Source organism: Pseudomonas sp. 58 R 12 (genome assembly GCF_900005865.1).
Taxonomy (GTDB): Bacteria; Pseudomonadota; Gammaproteobacteria; order Pseudomonadales; family Pseudomonadaceae; genus Aquipseudomonas; species Aquipseudomonas tritici.
The window spans coordinates 500,179-518,261 of sequence record NZ_CVTP01000028.1 but is presented as its reverse complement, the minus strand read 5'-3'; the positions used below and the strand labels follow the sequence as shown (position 1 = coordinate 518,261).

Below are 18,083 nucleotides of genomic sequence, written 5' to 3'. Positions count from 1 at the left end.
AGGGCGATGAAAAATGACCCTGGCGTATTTAACGTCTCAAACAATCCTAAAGTTATTATTTGCCGGGATATTGAATTTTTGCGACATCAAATCGGTCATGCCCAGGCTTCAGCCTGCGTAGGATTGCCTGCTTGATCATCCGATCCCCTTCGACCATCAGCCGGGAGTTGCGCCGCAATCGAGAGCCCGTGACGGCTACTCGGCCCGCGTGGCCCAACACACCGTCAGGAAGAACTGGATCCGATCGCACTGCAACTGACCAATGGGCCCACGTAAGCGCTTTGACTTCAGATGCCAAGCGAAGTTATGGGCAAGGTGATGCAGGACGCCATGGCGATGCGGTATGACGTTCAACCCTCAATTCAATAACCGTATTGCACTCAGCTCCCGCAACTGCCACGTATAAAGTCGATTCAAGAAATCAGTCGCGTTTCTTGCCTATAACATTACATTCAAGATAATCAAAAAAACCATGCACTGCACCTGCAACTTCTTTAAATTTTAATTCCATTAAAGGTATCCCACCTCCCTTTATTTCTGCCCGGGACACGAAACAGGAATTACAATAAGCATCAACTACTACCTGAGCCCGAGAGTATGTTACAGGATCCTCTGTAGCTGCCAGAACCAACACCGGCGCCTTGACAAGGCCAACTCTATTTTCCATATCATATCTTGCAACTGCAAGATGCCCCTCTAAAGGAGTTACCCCAGGAGCAAGCGCATCTCGAATAAATCGATTTAACACATCAGTGTGCCCTGCTGGGTATAAATTCAAACGTTTTCGCCAAAGTTCCATGAGGTGTGAGCCATCCTCTCTCGTTTCAGCTACATCTACGTCCAGCGCCTCCATTGCTTCTCGAAACTCTGCATCAACAATATCACCAGCAGAAAGAACCACAGCGGTCACACGCTCTGGAGCGATAGCCGCCACCTCTGAAGCAACAAACATACCTGTGTGATGCCCAAGTATAGAAAACCTCTCTATATTTAACGCATTAACCAGTGCCAAAACACCTTGGGCATAGTGTTCAACCGTCTGTGGAGCAGCAAATTTTGCAGACTGCCCAAAACCGTACATATCCATAGCTATTGTACGCCAGCGAGTTGCCAACAGCGGTTGGACTTCAGCGAACTCATCCAGTGAGCGCGGTGTTTGATGCAATAAAATCATCACATCACCTGCACCCGACTCCGCGTAATGAAGTTGGCCCAGGTTCGTATCAATATAATTAAATACGCGCTGATCAGTGACGCCCTGAACAGAACAAGAACTTGAAATCGTCATATCGTTAACCGTTTTTATATTGAGACAACCATAAATCCGAGTCGGATTTCCCAAGAAAAGCTTCGTCAATTTCAAAATTTTCACGAACGTCTTCTGCATGTAGCGTAACAACTATGTTACGTCTGAAAACCAGTTGTAATCGATGCATTACTGAATAGCGCCAATGCCACTTACACGATATATATCTTGAACAAGGCGCACTGAACTGGTGCGTGAACACCCACAATGGATCCTCGACCCCAGTATGGCTTTGTTACAGAACACCCCAATTGTAGAGCCTTTGTTGGTGCTGCGATGTGCCACCATCTGCCAGATAACCTTACCGCCATCATTTTCTGGAAGCTTTTCCAAACCAGTAGGCCTGACGGCCGCCTCCGCCCTTTACGACAGTGCGGCTCGCATCAAGCCAATCAAGCCCTTCCAGGGAGGCACTTGATCGAGCCCGATCAAGAACAACTCGTTACGGATCTGTTTGCGCCTGCCGGAGTGCTCGGCATCAACGAAGGTAACCTGCCTCACAGGAAGGCTCCGCTTTCAGGATCCTGATTGCTTGCCAAGATCAGGAATTTTTAGAGCCCCCTTAGTGATCAAGCCTAGGCGCTGTAGCGATTTTTCGGCTGGAACAAACCTATAACTCTGATATTTTTAAGTATTGAATTTTCACGACATTTGCAAAATTTATTATCAACCGACATGGCACGATACCTGCTTGGACTCAGGTGATCATTTTAATAAGCAGGTGCAGGTTATGTCAGTATCTTCATTGGCTTGTCCCTATTTAAGCATGCACTCCCACCAACCATGGTTTGTGTTGCAAGCCGCTAAAGAATTTTCAGTTTCGATATCGGACAGTCCGTTAATTTCACACTTTTATAGTTTTGAAACAAAACTATCCTCGGCATTCATGCTGTCGGTTCCGGACGGCTGTATCGATATAATATTTGACTGTGATGACACCAATCCTTCTGTAAGCGTACATGGAACAATGCTGCAAGCCGGTTCTGTGGAATTTTGCAAGGGGCGCCGCTATGTTGGCGTGCGGTTTTCACCTGGCTTTGTTCCTGATTTTTTAAATCTTTCTGCGGAAGAGTTGATTGAAGGCTCTTTCGACCTTCTTGACGTTAGCGATAATGCCGAACGTGTCTTTGAGCAGGTAGTGCGTGAGAAAAGCTTTATAACGCAACTCACTTTTCTCAAGCAATTTTTCTTGACGAATACAGCTCCGCGAAAATCATTAAAGCTGACTCTTCCAGTCGTAAATATGATTTGCCAAGCCCAAGGGAATGTGTGTATTAAAAATCTGGAGTCGCTAACGGGCTATACCATTAGAACTTTACAGCGCTCATTTCACGATGATCTGGGAATGACACCAAAAATGTTCTGTCGCATCATTCGCTGCCAGTCCGCGATTTATAAAATTCATCATAATAATATTGGGTTTAGCGATTTAGCATTTGACTTGGGTTTCAGTGATCAACCTCATTTTTTAAGAGAATTCAAACGTTTGGTCAGTGTAACTCCGCTGGACTATAAAAACCGTATACTCAAGGAAAACTTTGTTAGCAGAATGCACTTCTATTAAAGCCATCTGCTTCGCGCAGTAGTTATTTCGCTCCGTTATGTATGCTGCGCTCCCGCTCTCTTTCCGGAGCCAGCCCCGCCATGATGCGACCCGACGCAAAAGTCGAAAAAATGTACCCCTACCCCAAACCGGTGGACTTTTGAAAATCCATCGACGGCCTCGCTGCGCGGGTCGAAATGTTCCGACCACTTGGGGACGCCGACTTTTTCAACAAAATCGGCCGATTGCTGCCCTTCGCGAAGGGCAGAGATCAGCCAAAAGGAGCCAGTCAAAGGCGTCTAGAAAATCAGGGGCGATTCAATAAGTGATTTTCCCGAACACTGGTTCGAATCTTAAAATCGCATCGATATCGGCAAGTTTGGCAAGCCGGATTACTGCGTCCATGGCATCTTCCTTTTTTCTATCCGTGTGATGCACTCGTTGCGCTAGAACCGCTTCTCGCAAAGCATCAACCAGTGCCTGAAGCTGTACACCGGTCTGTCCGACCCATTGGGCCAGTGTTGAGCGCGGGATCGCTAAGAGTGCACATCCTTACCCTGAGGATCGCTTCGCGTCACGTACCCAAGGCAGGAGCCGTATGCGGTAGTTCCGCACGTACGGATCTGAGCGGGGGGCGGCAGGTAACTGCCGTCCCTACCGCGACCACTACGGCGGCGGAGGTATTTGGGCCACGCGTTATTTGCGTTGTTCTTTCAGGCGGAGACTGCGGCGGCGTCCAGGGACACCAACACAGTGGCAGCAGCTGGTGGTAAGTGCTTGGTTCAGGAACCACAGGATGCAGTTGTAGCCAGCGTGCCTAACAGTATCATTCAGCGAGACCATCCCGACGCCATAGTCAACAAAGACAACATGGCGGCAGCGCTGGTGAGTGCGGTTATTGGCGTGCTTACTTAGCTCACTCCTCTAGCTCATCCCGCGAGTAACGGTGCATAATCTTGCGCGTAGGTGCTCAACCCGCGCGACTTGTGATATTTTCAACAAGGGATGGGGTGCTCGTAACAACGCTCTCTCGCGATGGGGTAGCAGCACACATGAAAACAAGCATATACGTTTTTGTTACTCCCCTTGCGTACATACAGCGACAGCCTTCAAAGGAAGTGCAAGCCAACACTCAGGTTTCATGTGGATGAACTCCTAAGGTGAGAACGAGTCTTAATGCCTATAAGACAGACAATACCTAAGGTTCATGAAGTCCGACTTACCCACAGGATTCGGTGCTTACACAGGTGCAAAATGTTCTCCCCGCTTTTAAGGCAGTTGTGCGCTTTCCTCTTACTCGCTGCCTCAGGCATCTCCGTCGCCTCAGATCCGGCTACAGCGCCGATTCGGGTTGTCACTGAGGAATTGCCGCCATACAACATGGCAGAAAACGGAGTGGTCACAGGCCTGAGTACGGAAATCGTGCAAGCAGTTATGGCCGGTCTCGGGCTCAACTCCAAGATTGAGATTCTGCCTTGGGCTCGCGCCTATGATTTAGCGCAACATTCCGACAACGTCCTGATCTATTCGATGGCAAGAACCCAAGAGCGGGAACATCTCTTCAAATGGGTCGGAGCCATCGCACCGACGAGGTGGTTTCTGTTCAGTCTGTCCGAAAGACCTATTTGGCTGAATTCACTCGACGATGCACGTCAGTATCACATCGCGACTGTCAAACAGGACGTTGGTGAGCAGTACATGATGGCCCACGGGTTCCAGGTGGGCAAAGAGTTACTGTCTAGCAGCATGTACGAGAACACTTACCGCAAGCTTAAGGTCGATCACGTTGAGCTGTGGATCTCCAATGAGCTCAACGCCATTCACCTTATGCGCAAGAATGGGGATGATCCTGAAATGACGATGGTGCGTTCACTGCCGTTACCCGAGCTATCAAGTGAAGAAGGACTGTACATGGCCTTCAGTCCAGCTACGCCAGACGCAACCGTAGAACGGTTTAGGGCAGAATTGGATCGGATCAAGCAAGATGGCACATATCACGCTATCGTCAAAAAATGGCTCCAAGGTCCTTCACATTGAACGCATCGACTGCTGCCTCTCACGAAGGTCCCACATCGGCCAATAGCAGACAGATCGTTCTACAGCCTCGGCGCTTTGTATCAGCCAGCAGAGCACTAGCGCAGAGAGGAAAAATACTGAGTAGGCGGTTTACCCAGTGCTTTCTTGAACATAGTGATGAATGCATTAACAGAGTCATATCCCAGGATGCCCGCCACACGTTGCACGGATACCCCCTCCGCCAAATGACTCAGTGCGATCATCAAATGCAATTGTTGACGCCAGCGTCCGAAGCTCAGCCCGGTCGTGCTTTCTACAAGCCTGGCCAGCGTTCGTTCACTGGTTGCAAGCCGAGTGGCCCACTCGCGCAACGTGGTTCGGTCGCCTGGATCTGAGAAGAGCGTATCCGCGATTTGTTTGATCTTGGGGTGGTCTGATATCGGCAAATGCAGCTCTTTCAGCGGGGCATCGGAAAGCTGCTCAAGCAGCACTGCAACCAGCCGAGCTGTCTTGCCCTCGGAATGGTAAGCAGGTTCCTGTTCAGCGAGATGCAGGACCATCTCCCGAACAAGGGGCGTAATGGCAACCGTGCAGCATTCTTCAGGCATGGCTGCCGCACCGGGCTCAACGAACAGAAAGCAGGTCCGGGCGTTTTCGGTCACTCGGCAACTGTGCGGCGTGCCGCCCGGGATCCATACGGCGTGCTGGGGAGGGACAAGCCAGAGTGCATTTTGCACCTCACAGCTCACTGCGCCATGCAAAGACAGGATGAGCTGGCCTTTGCGATGATCATGCGGACGGGCACCCGAATCATTGAGGTCAGGCGCAACCTTGAGGGCAATCGCTGCCTGGGCGAAAAGGTCTGAATCGAAATCTTCCGGCGAGGAAACGACATTTTTTGAGCTTGGCATAATTTAGATATCAGGTGTCTTGATATCTATATTAGCCGGTTCTGAAGTTCTCTACAGTTGTCTTCTTTTAAGAGGACAGATAAAGAATATGTCAGATACAAAAAACAAGTGGCATGCCATCGCGCTCGTCGCAGGCATTCTGCTTATCGCCGTGAACCTGCGCGTTCCCTTTACCAGCATCGCGCCCGTTTTGCCGCTGATCCAGAATGATTTTGGCTTGAGCGCCTCAGCTCTAGGCCTGCTTACTTCACTGCCATTACTTGCCTTTGCAGCCTTCTCCCCGCTCAGCGCATCGGTCGCCCGCAGGTTCGGCATCGAGCGCACGCTTTTCGGTGCACTGTTGGTCATTTCAGCGGGCATCCTGCTCCGCTCCGCAGGCAGCGCATGGGTGTTGTACGCCGGTACGATATTGATAGGCACTGGGATCGCCCTGGGCAACGTGCTGCTGCCCGGCCTGATCAAACGCGACTTCTCGACAAAAATGGCGTCCATGACCGGCGCTTATTCCATCACCATGGGTGCAGCGGGCGCTGTCGGTTCAGCCGTAATAGTTCCGCTGACCCAATCATGGGGATGGCCGATTGCCCTGAGTTTGTTGGTCGCAGCCCCGTTGTTGGCGCTGGTGGTGTGGCTGCCGCAGTTGAAAAAACACGAACACGTAAATCTGTCAGGTCCGAAACAAGCGCCAACCGTGGCCGTCTGGCGTTCGCCGCTGGCATGGCAGGTCACACTGTTCATGGGGCTGAACGCGATGCCTTTTTATGTCGCCGTCGGCTGGCTGCCGACCATTCTGATGGACCATGGCATATCCCCGGAGCAAGCAGGCACGGTACACGGCACGCTTCAACTGACGACGGCCATTCCCGGCTTGATTCTGGCGGCCACGCTTCGTCGTCTCAAAGACCAGAAACTGGCAGCCGCTACCGTCAGCCTGTTAACCGCCTCATCCCTGATCGGGCTCATTTACGCGCCAGACTACGCCATGTTGTGGGCCGCGGTCCTGGGCTTCGGCTCTGGTGCCAGCATGATGCTCGGCCTGACCTTCATCGGCTTGCGCACAAAAAATGCCGGTGACACGGCGGCACTTTCAGGAATGGCGCAGTGCGTCGGCTACCTGATGGCAGCCGCAGGCCCCTTGCTGCTGGGCCAACTGCACGACTGGACCGGTGGCTGGACAGGACCGCTGCTGATCACAGCCGCAATCTCCGTAGCCGGAGCATTCACCGGCATGCTGGCCGGGCGCAACGTTCAACTTGAATCTGCTGAATCATCGTCGCGAACAAGCCCAGCAATCCAGTCAGCGAATGCGCTCACAGCTGGCGATAAAAAGCGCTGATGCGGGTATAGCAGGTGAACAGGAACCGATGCGGGCTGCCAGTCAGCAAGCACTTCGACCAGTCGCCCTTCTCGCAGATGCTCGCTGACCACGTTCTCAGCGAGCTGCACCAGCCCGAAGCCTTCAAGGCACATTTTGATGTAAAGCCCAGTCTCGTTGACGGCCGCTGTGCCGTTCACCGGGACTGAGATTTTTTCGGTACCACGGGCAAAGCGCATTTCACCTGCTTGCCTTGCGCGGCCCGAGAAGTAATGGATGGCCCGGTGGTGAGACAAATCTTGCGGATTTTGCGGAGTGCCGTTCTCTTCGAGATAGGCGGCAGACGCACAGGTTACCCAGCGAAACCGACCGAGTGGGCGCGCAACGAGCGTTGAGTCATCGAGCTCGCCTGTACGAATAACGCAATCGACACCCTCTTGAACCAGATCAACCTGCCGATCGTTGACGCCTATCATCAGGTAGATATCCGGGTAGCGCCTGTAGAAGTCTTGCAGGTTTGGCATGACGATGAAGTGTGCAATGCCACCCGGCATATCGACACGCAAACGCCCCTGTGGCCGTTTTACGGAATCCGTCAGGCTGGTCTCTGTGTGTTCGATCAGCTCCAATATTTCCCGGCATTGCGCCAGATATTGTGCGCCCTCAGAGGTCAGGCTGACCCGACGCGTTGTTCTGTTCAGCAGGCGTACCTGCAAGTACTTCTCAAGATTTTTAACGCTGCTGGTAACTGTGGAGGCCGGCAGAGAGAGCGTCTGCGCCGCCTGGATAAAGCTTCCTGCTTCAGCCACACGTACGAAAACCTGCATCGCTTGAATACGGTCCATGACTGTTAGCAGCCTCAAAGCAGTGATCGGGTAAAGTCGTTATTATTCGTAGATATTGAATAATAAAAACAGTTTAACCATCTTTTTCCCGCAGTATCGCATTGCGTACATTGCTTCCAACGAAATTTGAAGAGGTGTACAGAAAATGGCTGAATATAACCGCAGCATTGTGCAGGCCCCGACCGCTCAGGCCGCCCGCACCCTTATCCGCGGCGCCACTGTGCTGAGCATGGACGGTGATATCGGCAATCTGGCGCGCGGCGATATCCTTATCGAAGGCAGCACCATCACGGCCATAGGTGAAAACATCGAGGCCGGCGACGCTATGGTTATCGAGGCATCCGGCATGATTGCCATGCCCGGCATGGTCGATACGCATCGTCACTCCTGGGAGGGCCAACTGCGTCGAATCAATCCGAATGCCGAAACCCTGGAAGACTACTGCAACGCAACGCACTTCTCGTTCGCCAAATACTATCGCCCGGCTGACATGTATATTGGCAATCTACTGACTGCATTGGGGTGCATCGATGCGGGCATCACGACCGTGGTCGATAACTCGCACAACAGCCGCACCGGCGCGCACTCCGACGCCGCGGTCGAGGCGCTGCTCGATGCTGGTATCCGGTCTGTACACGCCTCCGGTGCGCCAGTTTCTGGTGAGTGGGACAAAGCCCACTGGCCCGGCAACCTGGAGCGTCTCCAGGGGAAATACGTCAAGAACGGTGACAACCCGCTGCTCTCGCTGGCGGTAATGGCGCAGCTGGAGCCTGAGCTATGGGCTGAGGCCCGGCGCTTGGGGCTGCCTATCATTACCGAATTCTTCGGCGGGGACATGGCAGCTGAGTTGGAGGGTTTGCATCGCGAGGGTCTGCTGCGCCCCGATAACATCTTCAACCACTGCACAGCGCTGCCGGACGCCGGCTGGAAAATCATTCGCGAGGCTGGCGTGCGGGTCAACGTATGCCCGCGTTCAGATGCCCACTACGGCATTGAAGATGGAATGTTCGCCATGCAGTCGGCCCAGCGTCACGGCATCAGCCCGGGGCTGAGTGTCGATAACGAAACCTCCTATAGCGGTGACATGTTCATGGAGATGCGGGTGGCGTTCTACCTGCAACGCGTCATGGGCATGCACCAGCAGCGCTGCTGCGGCGCAGAGCATCATCCGGTGACCCTGCCGGCTCATGGCCTGCTCAAAGCCGCCACTCTTGACGGCGCCACCTGTGCAGGATTGCAGGACAAAGTCGGCACCCTGACCCCCGGCAAACAGGCCGACCTGATCCTTATCAATGCGCAGGACATCAACCTTTACCCGTCGGGTAACGCATTCGGCACCGTGGTACACGCGGCCGAACGCAGCAATGTCGACACGGTCATGATTGGCGGGCGCATCGTCAAGCGCGGCGGCAAGGTGCTGGGCGTGGACAGCGAAAGGCTGCGTGCAGCAATCGACGAATCCCGTGAGCATCTGTTTGCTGCCGCAGGCTACCAGCCGGATATTTTTGCCGAGACATTCATGCCGCTTGAGTCAGCCAAGTAAGGAGGCGCGAAATGAACGCAGCTTACTACCTGCTGGCCATCGCCGCGGGGCTTGGCATTACCCTGCAGACCACGCTGAATGGTCAACTCGCTAAAGGTGTGGGTGGAGATTCCGTAGCGGCGGCGCTGTTCTCATTTACTGCCGGAGCGGTGTGCCTGGGCGTCTTTTCATTGATGCGTGGCGGGATAGTGGCCTCACTGGCGGCTATACCTGCCCAGCCCTGGTGGAGCCTGCTGGGCGGTCTGCTGGGTGCCGGTGCCTTGCTTAGTTATGTGGTGCTTGCGCCAAAAATCGGCCTGTCAGCCCTGCTGGGCCTCGCTATCGCAGGTCAGATTATCTCCTCACTGGTTATCGATCATTTCGGATTGATGGGGGCATCGGAAAGGCCGGTGTCTCTCATCAAGTTGGCCGGGTCGATGGTGATGCTCGCAGGACTGGCCATCGCCCTGTTCGGTGACAGGTGGTCAGCGCTTTTCTCCAACTGACTGCCTTGTTTGCCCATCCTGTTTCGTAGGACGCAACCATGTTTGATGCCCTAACCGACACCACCAGTCTTCTTGGCGAGTGCCCTGTCTGGTGTGAAAGAACCGAACGCCTGTTCTGGACCGACATCCCCGGCTGCGAGTTGCGTGCTCTGGACCCCGAAAGAGGCGAAGTACAGCGTTGGTCCCTGCCAGAGCCGCTAGGGTCATTTGCCCTCACGGCAGACGAGGACGTATTGCTGATGGGACTGGCATCCTGCCTGGGCTACTATAACCTGAGCACCGGTCGTTTCAGCAAAATCACAGCCACCCCTGGCGTGCCCGGAACCCGGATCAATGATGGCCGCTGCGACCGCATGGGCAACTTTGTATTCAGCACAATGGACGCCGGTGAGCAGGTGCAAACCATAGGCAGATTTCATCGGCTCAACGCGGCAGCGCTCGAGACAGAAACTCTGGACCTTCCCGCAGTGGCGATCCCGAACAGCATCTGTTTTAGCCCGGACGGTTCCACCATGTATTACGCGGACTCCCTGCAAGGATGCATTTTCTGCTGCGATTACCCGTCGCTAGAAAACCAGCGTGTATTCACTACAGTCAACGGTCAGGGTGCTCCAGACGGTTCTTGTATTGATGCGCAGGGTTTTCTCTGGAATGCCGAATGGGGCGGCAGCAGGGTGGTGCGTTACGCGCCAGACGGCAGAGTTGACCGTGTGATCGAATCCCCGTGTGTTCAGACCACTTGCCCAGTATTAGGGGGCCCCGGTTATGCAACGCTGTACAGCACCAGCGCACGGATAGGGCTGGATAAGCCGACAGATTTCGATGGCACGCTGATAAAAGCCGAAGCCGTTTTAGCTGCCGGATTCCCTGAAGAGCGATTTACAGGACGACTGCACTGAATAGTGGGTGCTAGCCTGTCGCGCCGTTCTGAATGCCAACTTGGTAGACGCGTATGAATGACCGCTTCTGGCCGATTTCTGCCTTTCGTCACCGCTAACTATGGGTTGGTTGTTACAAGTCAGAATGGCTTTAATTGCAAAACCCCGACCGGGTGCAGAGTTTTTTGGGCAGTTGAGGGTTTCAAAACGTAACCTCAGCGCGGTCGAGCAGTGTTTTTCGACGCCAGCGTTCAAACCATAGATAAACCACCGGCGTAGTGTACAGCGTCAGAATCTGTGACACCGCCAGGCCACCGGCAATTGCGATGCCCAATGGCTGGCGCAACTCGGAGCCGGCACCGTGCCCGAACGCCAGCGGCAAGGCACCCAGCAAGGCAGACAGTGAGGTCATCAGAATCGGCCGCAAGCGCAACAGGTAACCTTCGCGCACCGCATCTCGGGGCGACAGGCCCTGCTGCTGGGCCTGCAACGTGAAGTCGACGATCATGATCGCGTTCTTTTTGACGATACCAATCAGCAAAATCATGCCGATCATCCCCAGCACCGATAGATCCTGACCACAGAGCATCAATACCAGCAGTGCCCCGAAACCAGCTGACGGCAAGGTAGATATGATGGTTAACGGGTGAATAGCATTCTCGTACAGCACACCCAATACGATGTAAACCGTGAGGATCGCCTCGAGAATCAGCCAGGGTTGTGACTTTAATGAATCCTGGAAGGCCTGAGCGGCGCCCTGGAAACTACCCAGCACGGTATCGGGCATTGCGACGGCCAGGGACGCCTGATTGATCGCCGTGACCGCTTCACTCAGGGCATGGCCGGGCGCGAGGTCGAACGACAGGGTAATGGCCGGGAACACGCCCTGATGATTGATGATGATCGGCACTTATTGGGTCTTGACGCTGGCCAGCAAGTTCCGGCACCATGGCGCCGGAACTTGCGCGGACAAACAAATGTTCAAGAGTGGCGGCGGATGTTTACCAGCTCGGGTCGAGTTCAAGGAACACGTGGTTCTGATCAAGCTGGGTAAAAATTATCGCAATCTGTCGCTGACCGAAGGCGTCGTAAAGCACGTCGTCGATGGCCTGCACCTTTACGCCCAGCCGTGGGACGGTGGATTACCAGGGTCGATTGGGCGATGGCCTGTTGCTGCTTCGTAAGCGTCCGCCAAACACACCTTGCGCAATTGGCCGGGCGCCCATCTAACCGTCTCGATACCTTTATTCTCGCTTTACTTCAGTTGCTTCTCAAAACGAATGTCACCTTCCGGTAGGTTCTTCACGGGCTGCCAGCCAAGGCTTCTATAGAATCCGCTCGCACGGCTTGCTTCAGCGGTTTCTAACCATATCTTCTGATGGATTTGAAATAGAAAAGACTCTGCTTTGTGCATCAGATTGCGCCCCAACCCGTACCCTTCGAATTCCGGCAAGACGAAGACCGCGAATACGCAACCATCTTCAATATCGACCATCGAAAAACCGACTGGAACGCCACTGACCTCCGCGACCCAAGCGCACGGATTCTCTGAAATTGCCTGACTTATAGCTTCAGGCGTTATGCCTATCTCCGTTAACTGATCTTGAGATAAGTGATTTTCCCGAACACTGGTTCGAATCTTAAAAATCGCATCGATATCGGCAAGTTTGGCAAGCCGGATTACTGCGTCCATGGCATCTTCCTTTTTTCCATCCGTGTGATGAAAGCATCCTTACATATCTGGGCTATCAAGGGTGGCTCCAATCGTGTGGCAACAACTCCCCAATCTCACTTGCCCGCTGTGTCGGCAGTTTCCGAACGACCACGGACCTGCCACATTCGGGTTGCTCATCCAGTATCCGGAGGCGCACTGAATACCAGCCACTGCCACCCAGATCCATGTCATAAATCGCCACTCGCGATCGCTCGCACACCCAGTGCAAATGGGGGCAAAAATGGGGGCATAATTCTATTTTTTCTGGCTGTAAATACCGCTTTAGAGCCTAGTAAAAATGTTTTTTGGCTATCCTGGGAGTCTTTAGGCCTCGTCGGGCTGGCTGTTCATCTGATCATTTTTGCCCCTCCACAAACCATGGAGCTCCATTCACTTCCAGTGGATTGCTACATTGGGGGCACATCTGAGGGCATGCTTTGGTGTTCGATACCGCTGGCAATGGGTATGCCGAGCGTTCGTTGTCGGTGCTCAAGCCGAACGGCATCGTAGTGACGTCAATGGGCCTCAGTCATTCTCACATGCCCGCGTTGGCGGCTGCTTCCGGATTGCGCTTTTCTAGCGTTGCGGTAGAGCCAGATGGAGCGGGTCTGCAACAGTTGGCGGCGTGGGTGGGGTCCGGCCAATTGACGCCACACGTTAGCCACGAATTGCTACTTAGCGAAGGCGCACAGGCGCATGCGCTGGTGGAGCAAGGAAGCACATCGGGCAAGGTCGTGCTGAGGGTCACACCATGAGCGCGCCATCCACCCCGTCGCTAACTCCCCCCGTGGTTAAACCAGTTAGCGACCGACGCGACCATGATTTCGTCAGTACTCGAACGTAAGGTCGTAGGGAGGGATGCGATCATCAAAGTCATACAGGCCGCTGGCGCGCTGTATGAGACTCACTCGGTTACCTTCAGTGCCAGCTTCGGGAATCGGGAACTGTTCGAATATGAGGCGCAGGCGTTCGGCAACGTCGCCGTGCACGGTGTAGTGACACTGACACGAGGCTTGGAAGGAGAAATCGTCGCCGTTGGCGTTCACCACGGTCCGTTGAGCGCGGTAAACAAACTTTCTTCAGCTTTGAAAGAGCGTTTGGGCACAGAACTGGGCGCTGAATATTTCCCGTACTGAGCATCGGTTGTTTTGGCTGTAGCGCCTTTGCCACTTCAAAAAGCAACCGGCGACTTTGGTTGCGTGAGGCACTGGACCGAAAAGTCGGCCTATCGAGAGGCGATGAGCCTTAGGCAACAACTGCGTGCGAGGACTTCTGGAGCTTGTGTCATTTGAGATCCCGTAATCACTGCGAATTCCATAAGTGAAGCTCAAGTTCGGCGAGAAAGTCAGAGTAGCTGCAAAAAAAAACTCACTTAATCTGAAAGATTAGCCGTAACTGATTGATATGCCGTCGGGCAAAATCTCATAATGAGTGATTACCCACGCCCTGCACACGGTCTGTTGTCTGTTGCCCCATGCGTAAACTTCTCGCTTTTACCGTCACCATGGCCCTGGTTGCCGCCGTCGCCGCGTATCTGGTCTGGACCCAGGAGCGCCCCGTGGCGCATTACCTGTCGGACCTGCGCATCACCCTTGCCGTCAACGAAGGCCTGCCGGCTGACCGTGGCAACTTGCTGGGCATCCAGCCGGAGCTGTTTCCGGCCGACTACCAGAGCCTGGAACGCCTGCACCTGAAGCTGTCGGCCTACCTGCAAAAAGCCCGCGACCAAGGGCTGATCAACGACAAGACCATCGTGGTACTGCCCGAACATATTGGCACCTGGCTGATGCTCATAGGCGAGAAGAACGAGGTCTACCAGGCTCTCCACGCGAAAGATGCGATGAATTGGCTGTCGGTCAGCAACCCACTGATGTTTGCGCGCGCGTGGATCAGCGCCACGGGCGACAACCGCACCGACGACGCCTACCTGCGCATGAAAGCCGATGGCATGGCGCGGGACTATCAGGTGTTGTTTGGCGGCCTGGCCAAGGAGTTTGGCGTGACCTTGGTGGCCGGCTCCATCACCCTGCCCAACCCAAGCGTCAGTCAGGGACAGCTGCAGGTCGGCCATGGTGCGCTGTATAACGCCAGCGTGGTCTTCAGCGCCGACGGTTTGCCCGTCGGCGAGCCGCAGCGTCAGCTCTACCCGATCTACGATGAACGTGGCTTTATCGAACCAGGTGATGAAAACGTCGTCAGCGTGGTCGACACCCCGGCCGGTCGCCTGGGCGTGCTGGTGGGCAGCGACAGCTGGTACCCGGAAAACTACCGCAAACTCAACGAACACGGCGCGCAGTTGATCGCAGTGCCGGCCTTTGTGCTGGGACGTGACACCTGGGACGGCCCATGGCGCGGTTTCAAAAGCGTGTCCACCCCGACTGAAATCAGCCTCAAGCCCGAAGAACTCAGTGAAGGCGAAGCCTGGCGCCGTCTCACGCTGATCAGCCAGCCCCCCGTCAGTCAGGCAAGCGCCGGCATGAGCGTGTTCCTGCGTGGACAATTCTGGGACCTGGGCACCGCTGGGCATAGCTTCCTCAGCAGCAACGGGCAAATCAGCGCAGATAGCGACGCCCGTGGTGCGCGCTTGTTGAATATCTGGCTGTGAAGCCCGTACGGCTGGGGGACCTGTCGGTGGGCTTCGTGCACACCCTGGCGGATGCCATCCACAGCCACGGCCTGGACCCGCAGCCGCTGCTGCTGCAATACGGCCTCGACCCGGCGCGCCTCGCCGAGGCCGGTGCACGCTTGTCGATCCCGCGTTACATGCGCCTTGGCCATGCGGCCATCCAGCTCACCGGCGACCCGGGCCTGGGTTTGCGCATGGGCCAGTTCAGCCGCCTGAGCCAGGCAGGGCTCGCGGGCGTCACCGCCGCCCAGGCGCCCAACGTACGCGAGGCTGCGCGCACATTGACGCGCTTCGAAGCACTGTACGGCTCCAATTATCGCGGGCAGTCGAGTTTTGTCGAAGATGCCGAAGGCGCCTGGCTGCGCTTCTACTCCATCAGCCCCTACAACGCCTTCAACCGCTTTGTGGTCGACTCGATCATCGCCGGCTGGCTGCATCAATTGTCGAGCCTGGCCCAACACCGGGTGCAGGCACAACGCATCGACATCGAATTTGAAACACCGGTGTATGCCGATCACTACAACGCGCTCGGAGACATTCACTTCAGCGCCGAGGCCAACCAATTGCGCCTCAACCAGCAAACCCTGGCCCTGCGCAACCCGCAGCACTGCCCAAGTACCTGGAACCTGTTGTTACAACTTTGTGAGAGAGAGTTGGAGCAATTGACTCGCACCCGCAGCCTGCGCGAGCGCATTACCCGGTTGCTCGGGCCGATGCTCAATGGTGGCCGGGAACCCGACCTGGAAGAAGTGGCGGCACGCTTGAAGCTGCCGACCTGGACGCTACGCCGCAAACTGGCCGAAGAAGGCACTCAGTTCCGCGCCATTCTCAACGATACCCGCCGCGACCTGGCCATGACCTATATTCGCGATACGGAACTGGCGTTCGGCGAGATCGCCTACTTGCTCGGTTTTGCCTCCGCCCAAGCCTTCCAGCGGGCGTTCAGGCGGTGGAACAACCAGACCCCAGGGGAATTTCGCCGCAGTCAGCGGCATTCCGCCTGAAGTCGGTCTTACAGCTCGGTTGCATCGTCTGCGGGTTCCAGCGGGTCCCATTCAAAGGCCTGGTACTCGAGCAGCTCTTCCTGGTAATCGTCCATGGGGGACTCCTTTTTTGAATTAACAGCGGTTGCAAACAAATGACATTCATCAACAGCCTAAAGTGCCGTGATGACGAAAAAATGTCTGCGCCATGACGTTCCTGCACTCCAGGATTAAACGTAGCAGCGCTTTATGGATTTAGCCGCCAGGACTTGAGGTGCGATTGCAATCATTGCAATTGCAATCACATAATGGATTCGATTAGGGTAGGCGCATCCGTGACCAGGTGACTCGCCCATGCCCACCTCCACCCTCGACTGCGCGCAACGCTGCATCGACGTTTTGAGCGCCGCAGAAGACGCTCCCAACTCACCGCTGTACACCGTGATGACCATGGCCAACACGCTCGAATCCAGCCGACAGGCGTGGGTGATTCGCGGCCAGTCACGCTCCCGGCGCGTGGGGAACTGGCCCAGCTGGTTTGCGCGCAATACCGTCGAAAAACCCTTGCTGTACCTGCACAGTGCGCAATCATCGGCACAGTTGAGTGCGCTGGCGGACGTGACCCAGCAGCGCGGCATCCTGTGCAACGACATCGAAAACCAGCCTTCGCCCTGGCCCAAAGGTGCACAACCTTCCCTGCCGCTGTGGCTCGCTACCCATCCACGTTGCACGCCGTACGACCCGGCTTCCGGTGAAGAAGCCCGGGCGATTGTGCTGGCAGGCTTGCACACGCTGTATGTCGACGGTGAACCGGGGTTTTATTACCTGGCGTTACATGATCAGCAAAGCGCAGGGGTGCTGAGCGCGCAGGATCGCGAGGACGCGCTCAAGGGCATGTACCCGATCAAGCGTGACCACACGGGCGACGTACGTTTGCTCGGTGCGGGCCGGGCACTGGAAGACGTGCTGCATGCCGCACGGTTATTGAAGCAGGACTGGGACATCACGGCGCAGGTGTGGAGTTGCCCCAGTTACACGCGACTGGCGCGTGAGGCTGCAGCGGCTGAACGCTGGAATCGGCTGCACCCCACAGCGCCCAAGCGCAGTTGCCATCTGCGTGAATGCCTGGCCGCAACTGCGGCGCCGGTGATTGCTGTCACCGGATATCCGCAGGCGATTGTCGATCAGTTGGCCGCTCATACGGATGCGCGGTTTGTGGCGCTGGGGGCCGGGTCGGTGCAGGCCGGGGCGCCGAGTCGGTATTGGATTGTGGTGATGGCGCTCAGGGCGCTGGCGGATGAGGGGCGTATTGATCTTCAGCAGGTGGAAACAGCGATGGCCCGGTACCCGCTCAAATGAATTGGAACGCCGTCAACTGTGGGAGCTGGCTTGCCTGCTCCCACATTGGATCTCCACTGAGTTTCAGGTTTTGCGCCGGCTGCGGGTCTGTACCCCGGCCTCCATCGCCAGCCCCGCCGTGCGCTCCAACGCATCCGCAAACCCCTGGCGCTGCTCCGGTTCGATCTGCGACAGGAACAACTCATCCACCGTGCTTTCGTAGATCTTCCACATTTTTTTACGCAACACCCGGCCGGCATCGGTGATCGAGGCAAACGCCGCGCGGCCGTCGCCATCGGAGCGCGAACGCACGACTAGGCCATCCTTTTCCAGGCGGTCGACCAGGCGCGTGAGGTTGTAGCGCTCGATGGCCAGCACATCCGCCAGCTCGTGCATGCGGCGGGTGCCATCGGGGCCGCTTTCCAGGCCCCACAATGCGTCGTACCAGGCATAGGGCGGCAGGTTCGCCTCGGCCAGGCGGCGTTCGATTTCACGGATGACCGTCCTGTGGGCCCTGACAAAACGGAACCATACATCAGGCTCTTTCGACGACATGCAACACCATCCGAGGGATTTCAAG

General features: G+C 55.5%; 19 protein-coding genes and 4 pseudogenes. 15 read left to right on the top strand and 8 right to left on the bottom strand.

Annotated elements, in window-relative coordinates:
* Positions 1–54: 54 nt before the first annotated feature.
* Together BFP95_RS30480 and BFP95_RS30145 are read left to right on the top strand one after the other, a co-directional pair.
* Positions 55–229, top strand: a pseudogene (locus BFP95_RS30480) (helix-turn-helix domain-containing protein); the annotation flags it as partial.
* Positions 220–369, top strand: a pseudogene (locus BFP95_RS30145) (IS30 family transposase); the annotation flags it as partial. The pseudogenes BFP95_RS30480 and BFP95_RS30145, both read left to right, overlap by 10 nt.
* A gap of 52 nt (positions 370–421) precedes the next feature.
* On the opposite strand, the gene BFP95_RS29255 reads toward BFP95_RS30145, so the two are convergent.
* Positions 422–1,372 carry an alpha/beta fold hydrolase gene (locus BFP95_RS29255; protein ID WP_162238845.1) on the bottom strand — a complete coding sequence of 317 codons (951 nt, stop codon included), beginning with the start codon at positions 1,370–1,372 and terminating at the stop codon, positions 422–424.
* 292 nt (positions 1,373–1,664) lie between these two features.
* A pseudogene (locus tag BFP95_RS30140) lies at positions 1,665–1,807 on the bottom strand (IS5/IS1182 family transposase); the annotation flags it as partial.
* A 229-nt stretch (positions 1,808–2,036) separates the two neighbouring features.
* Between BFP95_RS30140 and BFP95_RS26770 the strand changes: the two are divergent.
* Positions 2,037–2,870 (top strand): helix-turn-helix domain-containing protein, encoded by an 834-nt coding sequence (locus BFP95_RS26770; protein WP_056858389.1) that lies wholly within the window; start codon positions 2,037–2,039, stop codon positions 2,868–2,870.
* A gap of 402 nt (positions 2,871–3,272) precedes the next feature.
* Here the strand turns inward: BFP95_RS26770 and BFP95_RS29665 are convergent.
* Positions 3,273–3,401, bottom strand: a pseudogene (locus BFP95_RS29665) (transposase); the annotation flags it as partial.
* Between the two features lie 201 nt (positions 3,402–3,602).
* On the opposite strand from BFP95_RS29665, the gene BFP95_RS30475 reads away from it, so the two are divergent.
* Positions 3,603–3,764 carry a chemotaxis protein CheB gene (locus tag BFP95_RS30475; RefSeq protein ID WP_371914471.1) on the top strand — a complete coding sequence of 54 codons (162 nt, stop codon included), beginning with the start codon at positions 3,603–3,605 and terminating at the stop codon, positions 3,762–3,764.
* A gap of 339 nt (positions 3,765–4,103) precedes the next feature.
* Positions 4,104–4,886, top strand: coding sequence for a substrate-binding periplasmic protein (locus BFP95_RS26760; protein WP_065910937.1), 783 nt, complete (start codon positions 4,104–4,106; stop codon positions 4,884–4,886).
* 95 nt (positions 4,887–4,981) lie between these two features.
* Here the strand turns inward: BFP95_RS26760 and BFP95_RS26755 are convergent, their stop codons facing one another.
* Positions 4,982–5,776 (bottom strand): AraC family transcriptional regulator, encoded by a 795-nt coding sequence (locus BFP95_RS26755; protein ID WP_041931406.1) that lies wholly within the window; start codon positions 5,774–5,776, stop codon positions 4,982–4,984.
* Positions 5,777–5,864: 88 nt separating this feature from the next.
* On the opposite strand from BFP95_RS26755, the gene BFP95_RS26750 reads away from it, so the two are divergent.
* Entirely contained in the window at positions 5,865–7,112 is a 1,248-nt protein-coding gene (locus BFP95_RS26750; protein ID WP_015371105.1) for an MFS transporter, read from the top strand.
* Here BFP95_RS26750 and BFP95_RS26745 read toward each other — a convergent pair.
* Positions 7,025–7,936: a LysR substrate-binding domain-containing protein gene (locus tag BFP95_RS26745; protein WP_015371104.1), complete on the bottom strand. Its 912-nt coding sequence runs from the start codon at positions 7,934–7,936 to the stop codon at positions 7,025–7,027. The two genes, BFP95_RS26750 and BFP95_RS26745, sit on opposite strands and share 88 nt — an antisense overlap.
* A 145-nt stretch (positions 7,937–8,081) precedes the next feature.
* Here BFP95_RS26745 and BFP95_RS26740 point away from each other — a divergent pair, with 145 nt between their 5' ends.
* Genes BFP95_RS26740 through BFP95_RS26730 form a run of 3 tightly spaced genes read left to right on the top strand, consistent with a single transcriptional unit; the run spans position 8,082 to position 10,863 of the window.
* Positions 8,082–9,479, top strand: a complete 1,398-nt coding sequence (locus BFP95_RS26740; protein ID WP_053139078.1) for an amidohydrolase family protein — start codon at positions 8,082–8,084, stop codon at positions 9,477–9,479.
* Between the two features lie 11 nt (positions 9,480–9,490).
* Positions 9,491–9,964 (top strand): DMT family transporter, encoded by a 474-nt coding sequence (locus BFP95_RS26735; protein WP_015371102.1) that lies wholly within the window; start codon positions 9,491–9,493, stop codon positions 9,962–9,964.
* Positions 9,965–10,002: 38 nt separating this feature from the next.
* Positions 10,003–10,863: an SMP-30/gluconolactonase/LRE family protein gene (locus tag BFP95_RS26730; RefSeq protein WP_065910936.1), complete on the top strand. Its 861-nt coding sequence runs from the start codon at positions 10,003–10,005 to the stop codon at positions 10,861–10,863.
* Positions 10,864–11,044: 181 nt separating this feature from the next.
* On the opposite strand, the gene BFP95_RS26725 is transcribed toward BFP95_RS26730, so the two are convergent.
* Positions 11,045–11,752 (bottom strand): efflux RND transporter permease subunit, encoded by a 708-nt coding sequence (locus BFP95_RS26725; RefSeq protein WP_056861407.1) that lies wholly within the window; start codon positions 11,750–11,752, stop codon positions 11,045–11,047.
* On the opposite strand from BFP95_RS26725, the gene BFP95_RS30135 reads away from it, so the two are divergent.
* Positions 11,739–12,026 carry a hypothetical protein gene (locus BFP95_RS30135; RefSeq protein WP_256534330.1) on the top strand — a complete coding sequence of 96 codons (288 nt, stop codon included), beginning with the start codon at positions 11,739–11,741 and terminating at the stop codon, positions 12,024–12,026. The genes BFP95_RS26725 and BFP95_RS30135 overlap by 14 nt on opposite strands.
* Before the next feature lie 71 nt (positions 12,027–12,097).
* Here the strand turns inward: BFP95_RS30135 and BFP95_RS26720 are convergent, their stop codons facing one another.
* Positions 12,098–12,535 carry a GNAT family N-acetyltransferase gene (locus tag BFP95_RS26720; RefSeq protein ID WP_065910935.1) on the bottom strand — a complete coding sequence of 146 codons (438 nt, stop codon included), beginning with the start codon at positions 12,533–12,535 and terminating at the stop codon, positions 12,098–12,100.
* 461 nt (positions 12,536–12,996) lie between these two features.
* Here BFP95_RS26720 and BFP95_RS29250 point away from each other — a divergent pair, with 461 nt between their 5' ends.
* The 5 genes from BFP95_RS29250 (at position 12,997) to BFP95_RS26700 (ending at position 17,524) form a co-directional block, all read left to right on the top strand.
* The gene (locus BFP95_RS29250; RefSeq protein WP_256534329.1) at positions 12,997–13,311 is read left to right on the top strand and encodes a zinc-binding dehydrogenase; all 315 of its coding nucleotides are present in this window, start codon (positions 12,997–12,999) and stop codon (positions 13,309–13,311) included.
* Positions 13,312–13,374: 63 nt separating this feature from the next.
* On the top strand, positions 13,375–13,692 hold the full coding sequence (locus BFP95_RS26715; protein WP_065910934.1) for a hypothetical protein: 318 nt from the start codon (positions 13,375–13,377) through the stop codon (positions 13,690–13,692).
* A gap of 338 nt (positions 13,693–14,030) precedes the next feature.
* Complete coding sequence (locus tag BFP95_RS26710) at positions 14,031–15,161, top strand: carbon-nitrogen hydrolase family protein (RefSeq protein WP_065876013.1); 1,131 nt, start codon at positions 14,031–14,033, stop codon at positions 15,159–15,161.
* Positions 15,158–16,186: an AraC family transcriptional regulator gene (locus tag BFP95_RS26705; RefSeq protein ID WP_065910933.1), complete on the top strand. Its 1,029-nt coding sequence runs from the start codon at positions 15,158–15,160 to the stop codon at positions 16,184–16,186. The genes BFP95_RS26710 and BFP95_RS26705 overlap by 4 nt, the downstream gene beginning before the upstream one ends.
* Before the next feature lie 333 nt (positions 16,187–16,519).
* Positions 16,520–17,524 (top strand): transketolase-like TK C-terminal-containing protein, encoded by a 1,005-nt coding sequence (locus tag BFP95_RS26700; protein WP_065876011.1) that lies wholly within the window; start codon positions 16,520–16,522, stop codon positions 17,522–17,524.
* Between the two features lie 63 nt (positions 17,525–17,587).
* On the opposite strand, the gene BFP95_RS26695 is transcribed toward BFP95_RS26700, so the two are convergent.
* Positions 17,588–18,058: a MarR family winged helix-turn-helix transcriptional regulator gene (locus BFP95_RS26695; protein ID WP_065876010.1), complete on the bottom strand. Its 471-nt coding sequence runs from the start codon at positions 18,056–18,058 to the stop codon at positions 17,588–17,590.
* Positions 18,059–18,083: the final 25 nt, after the last annotated feature.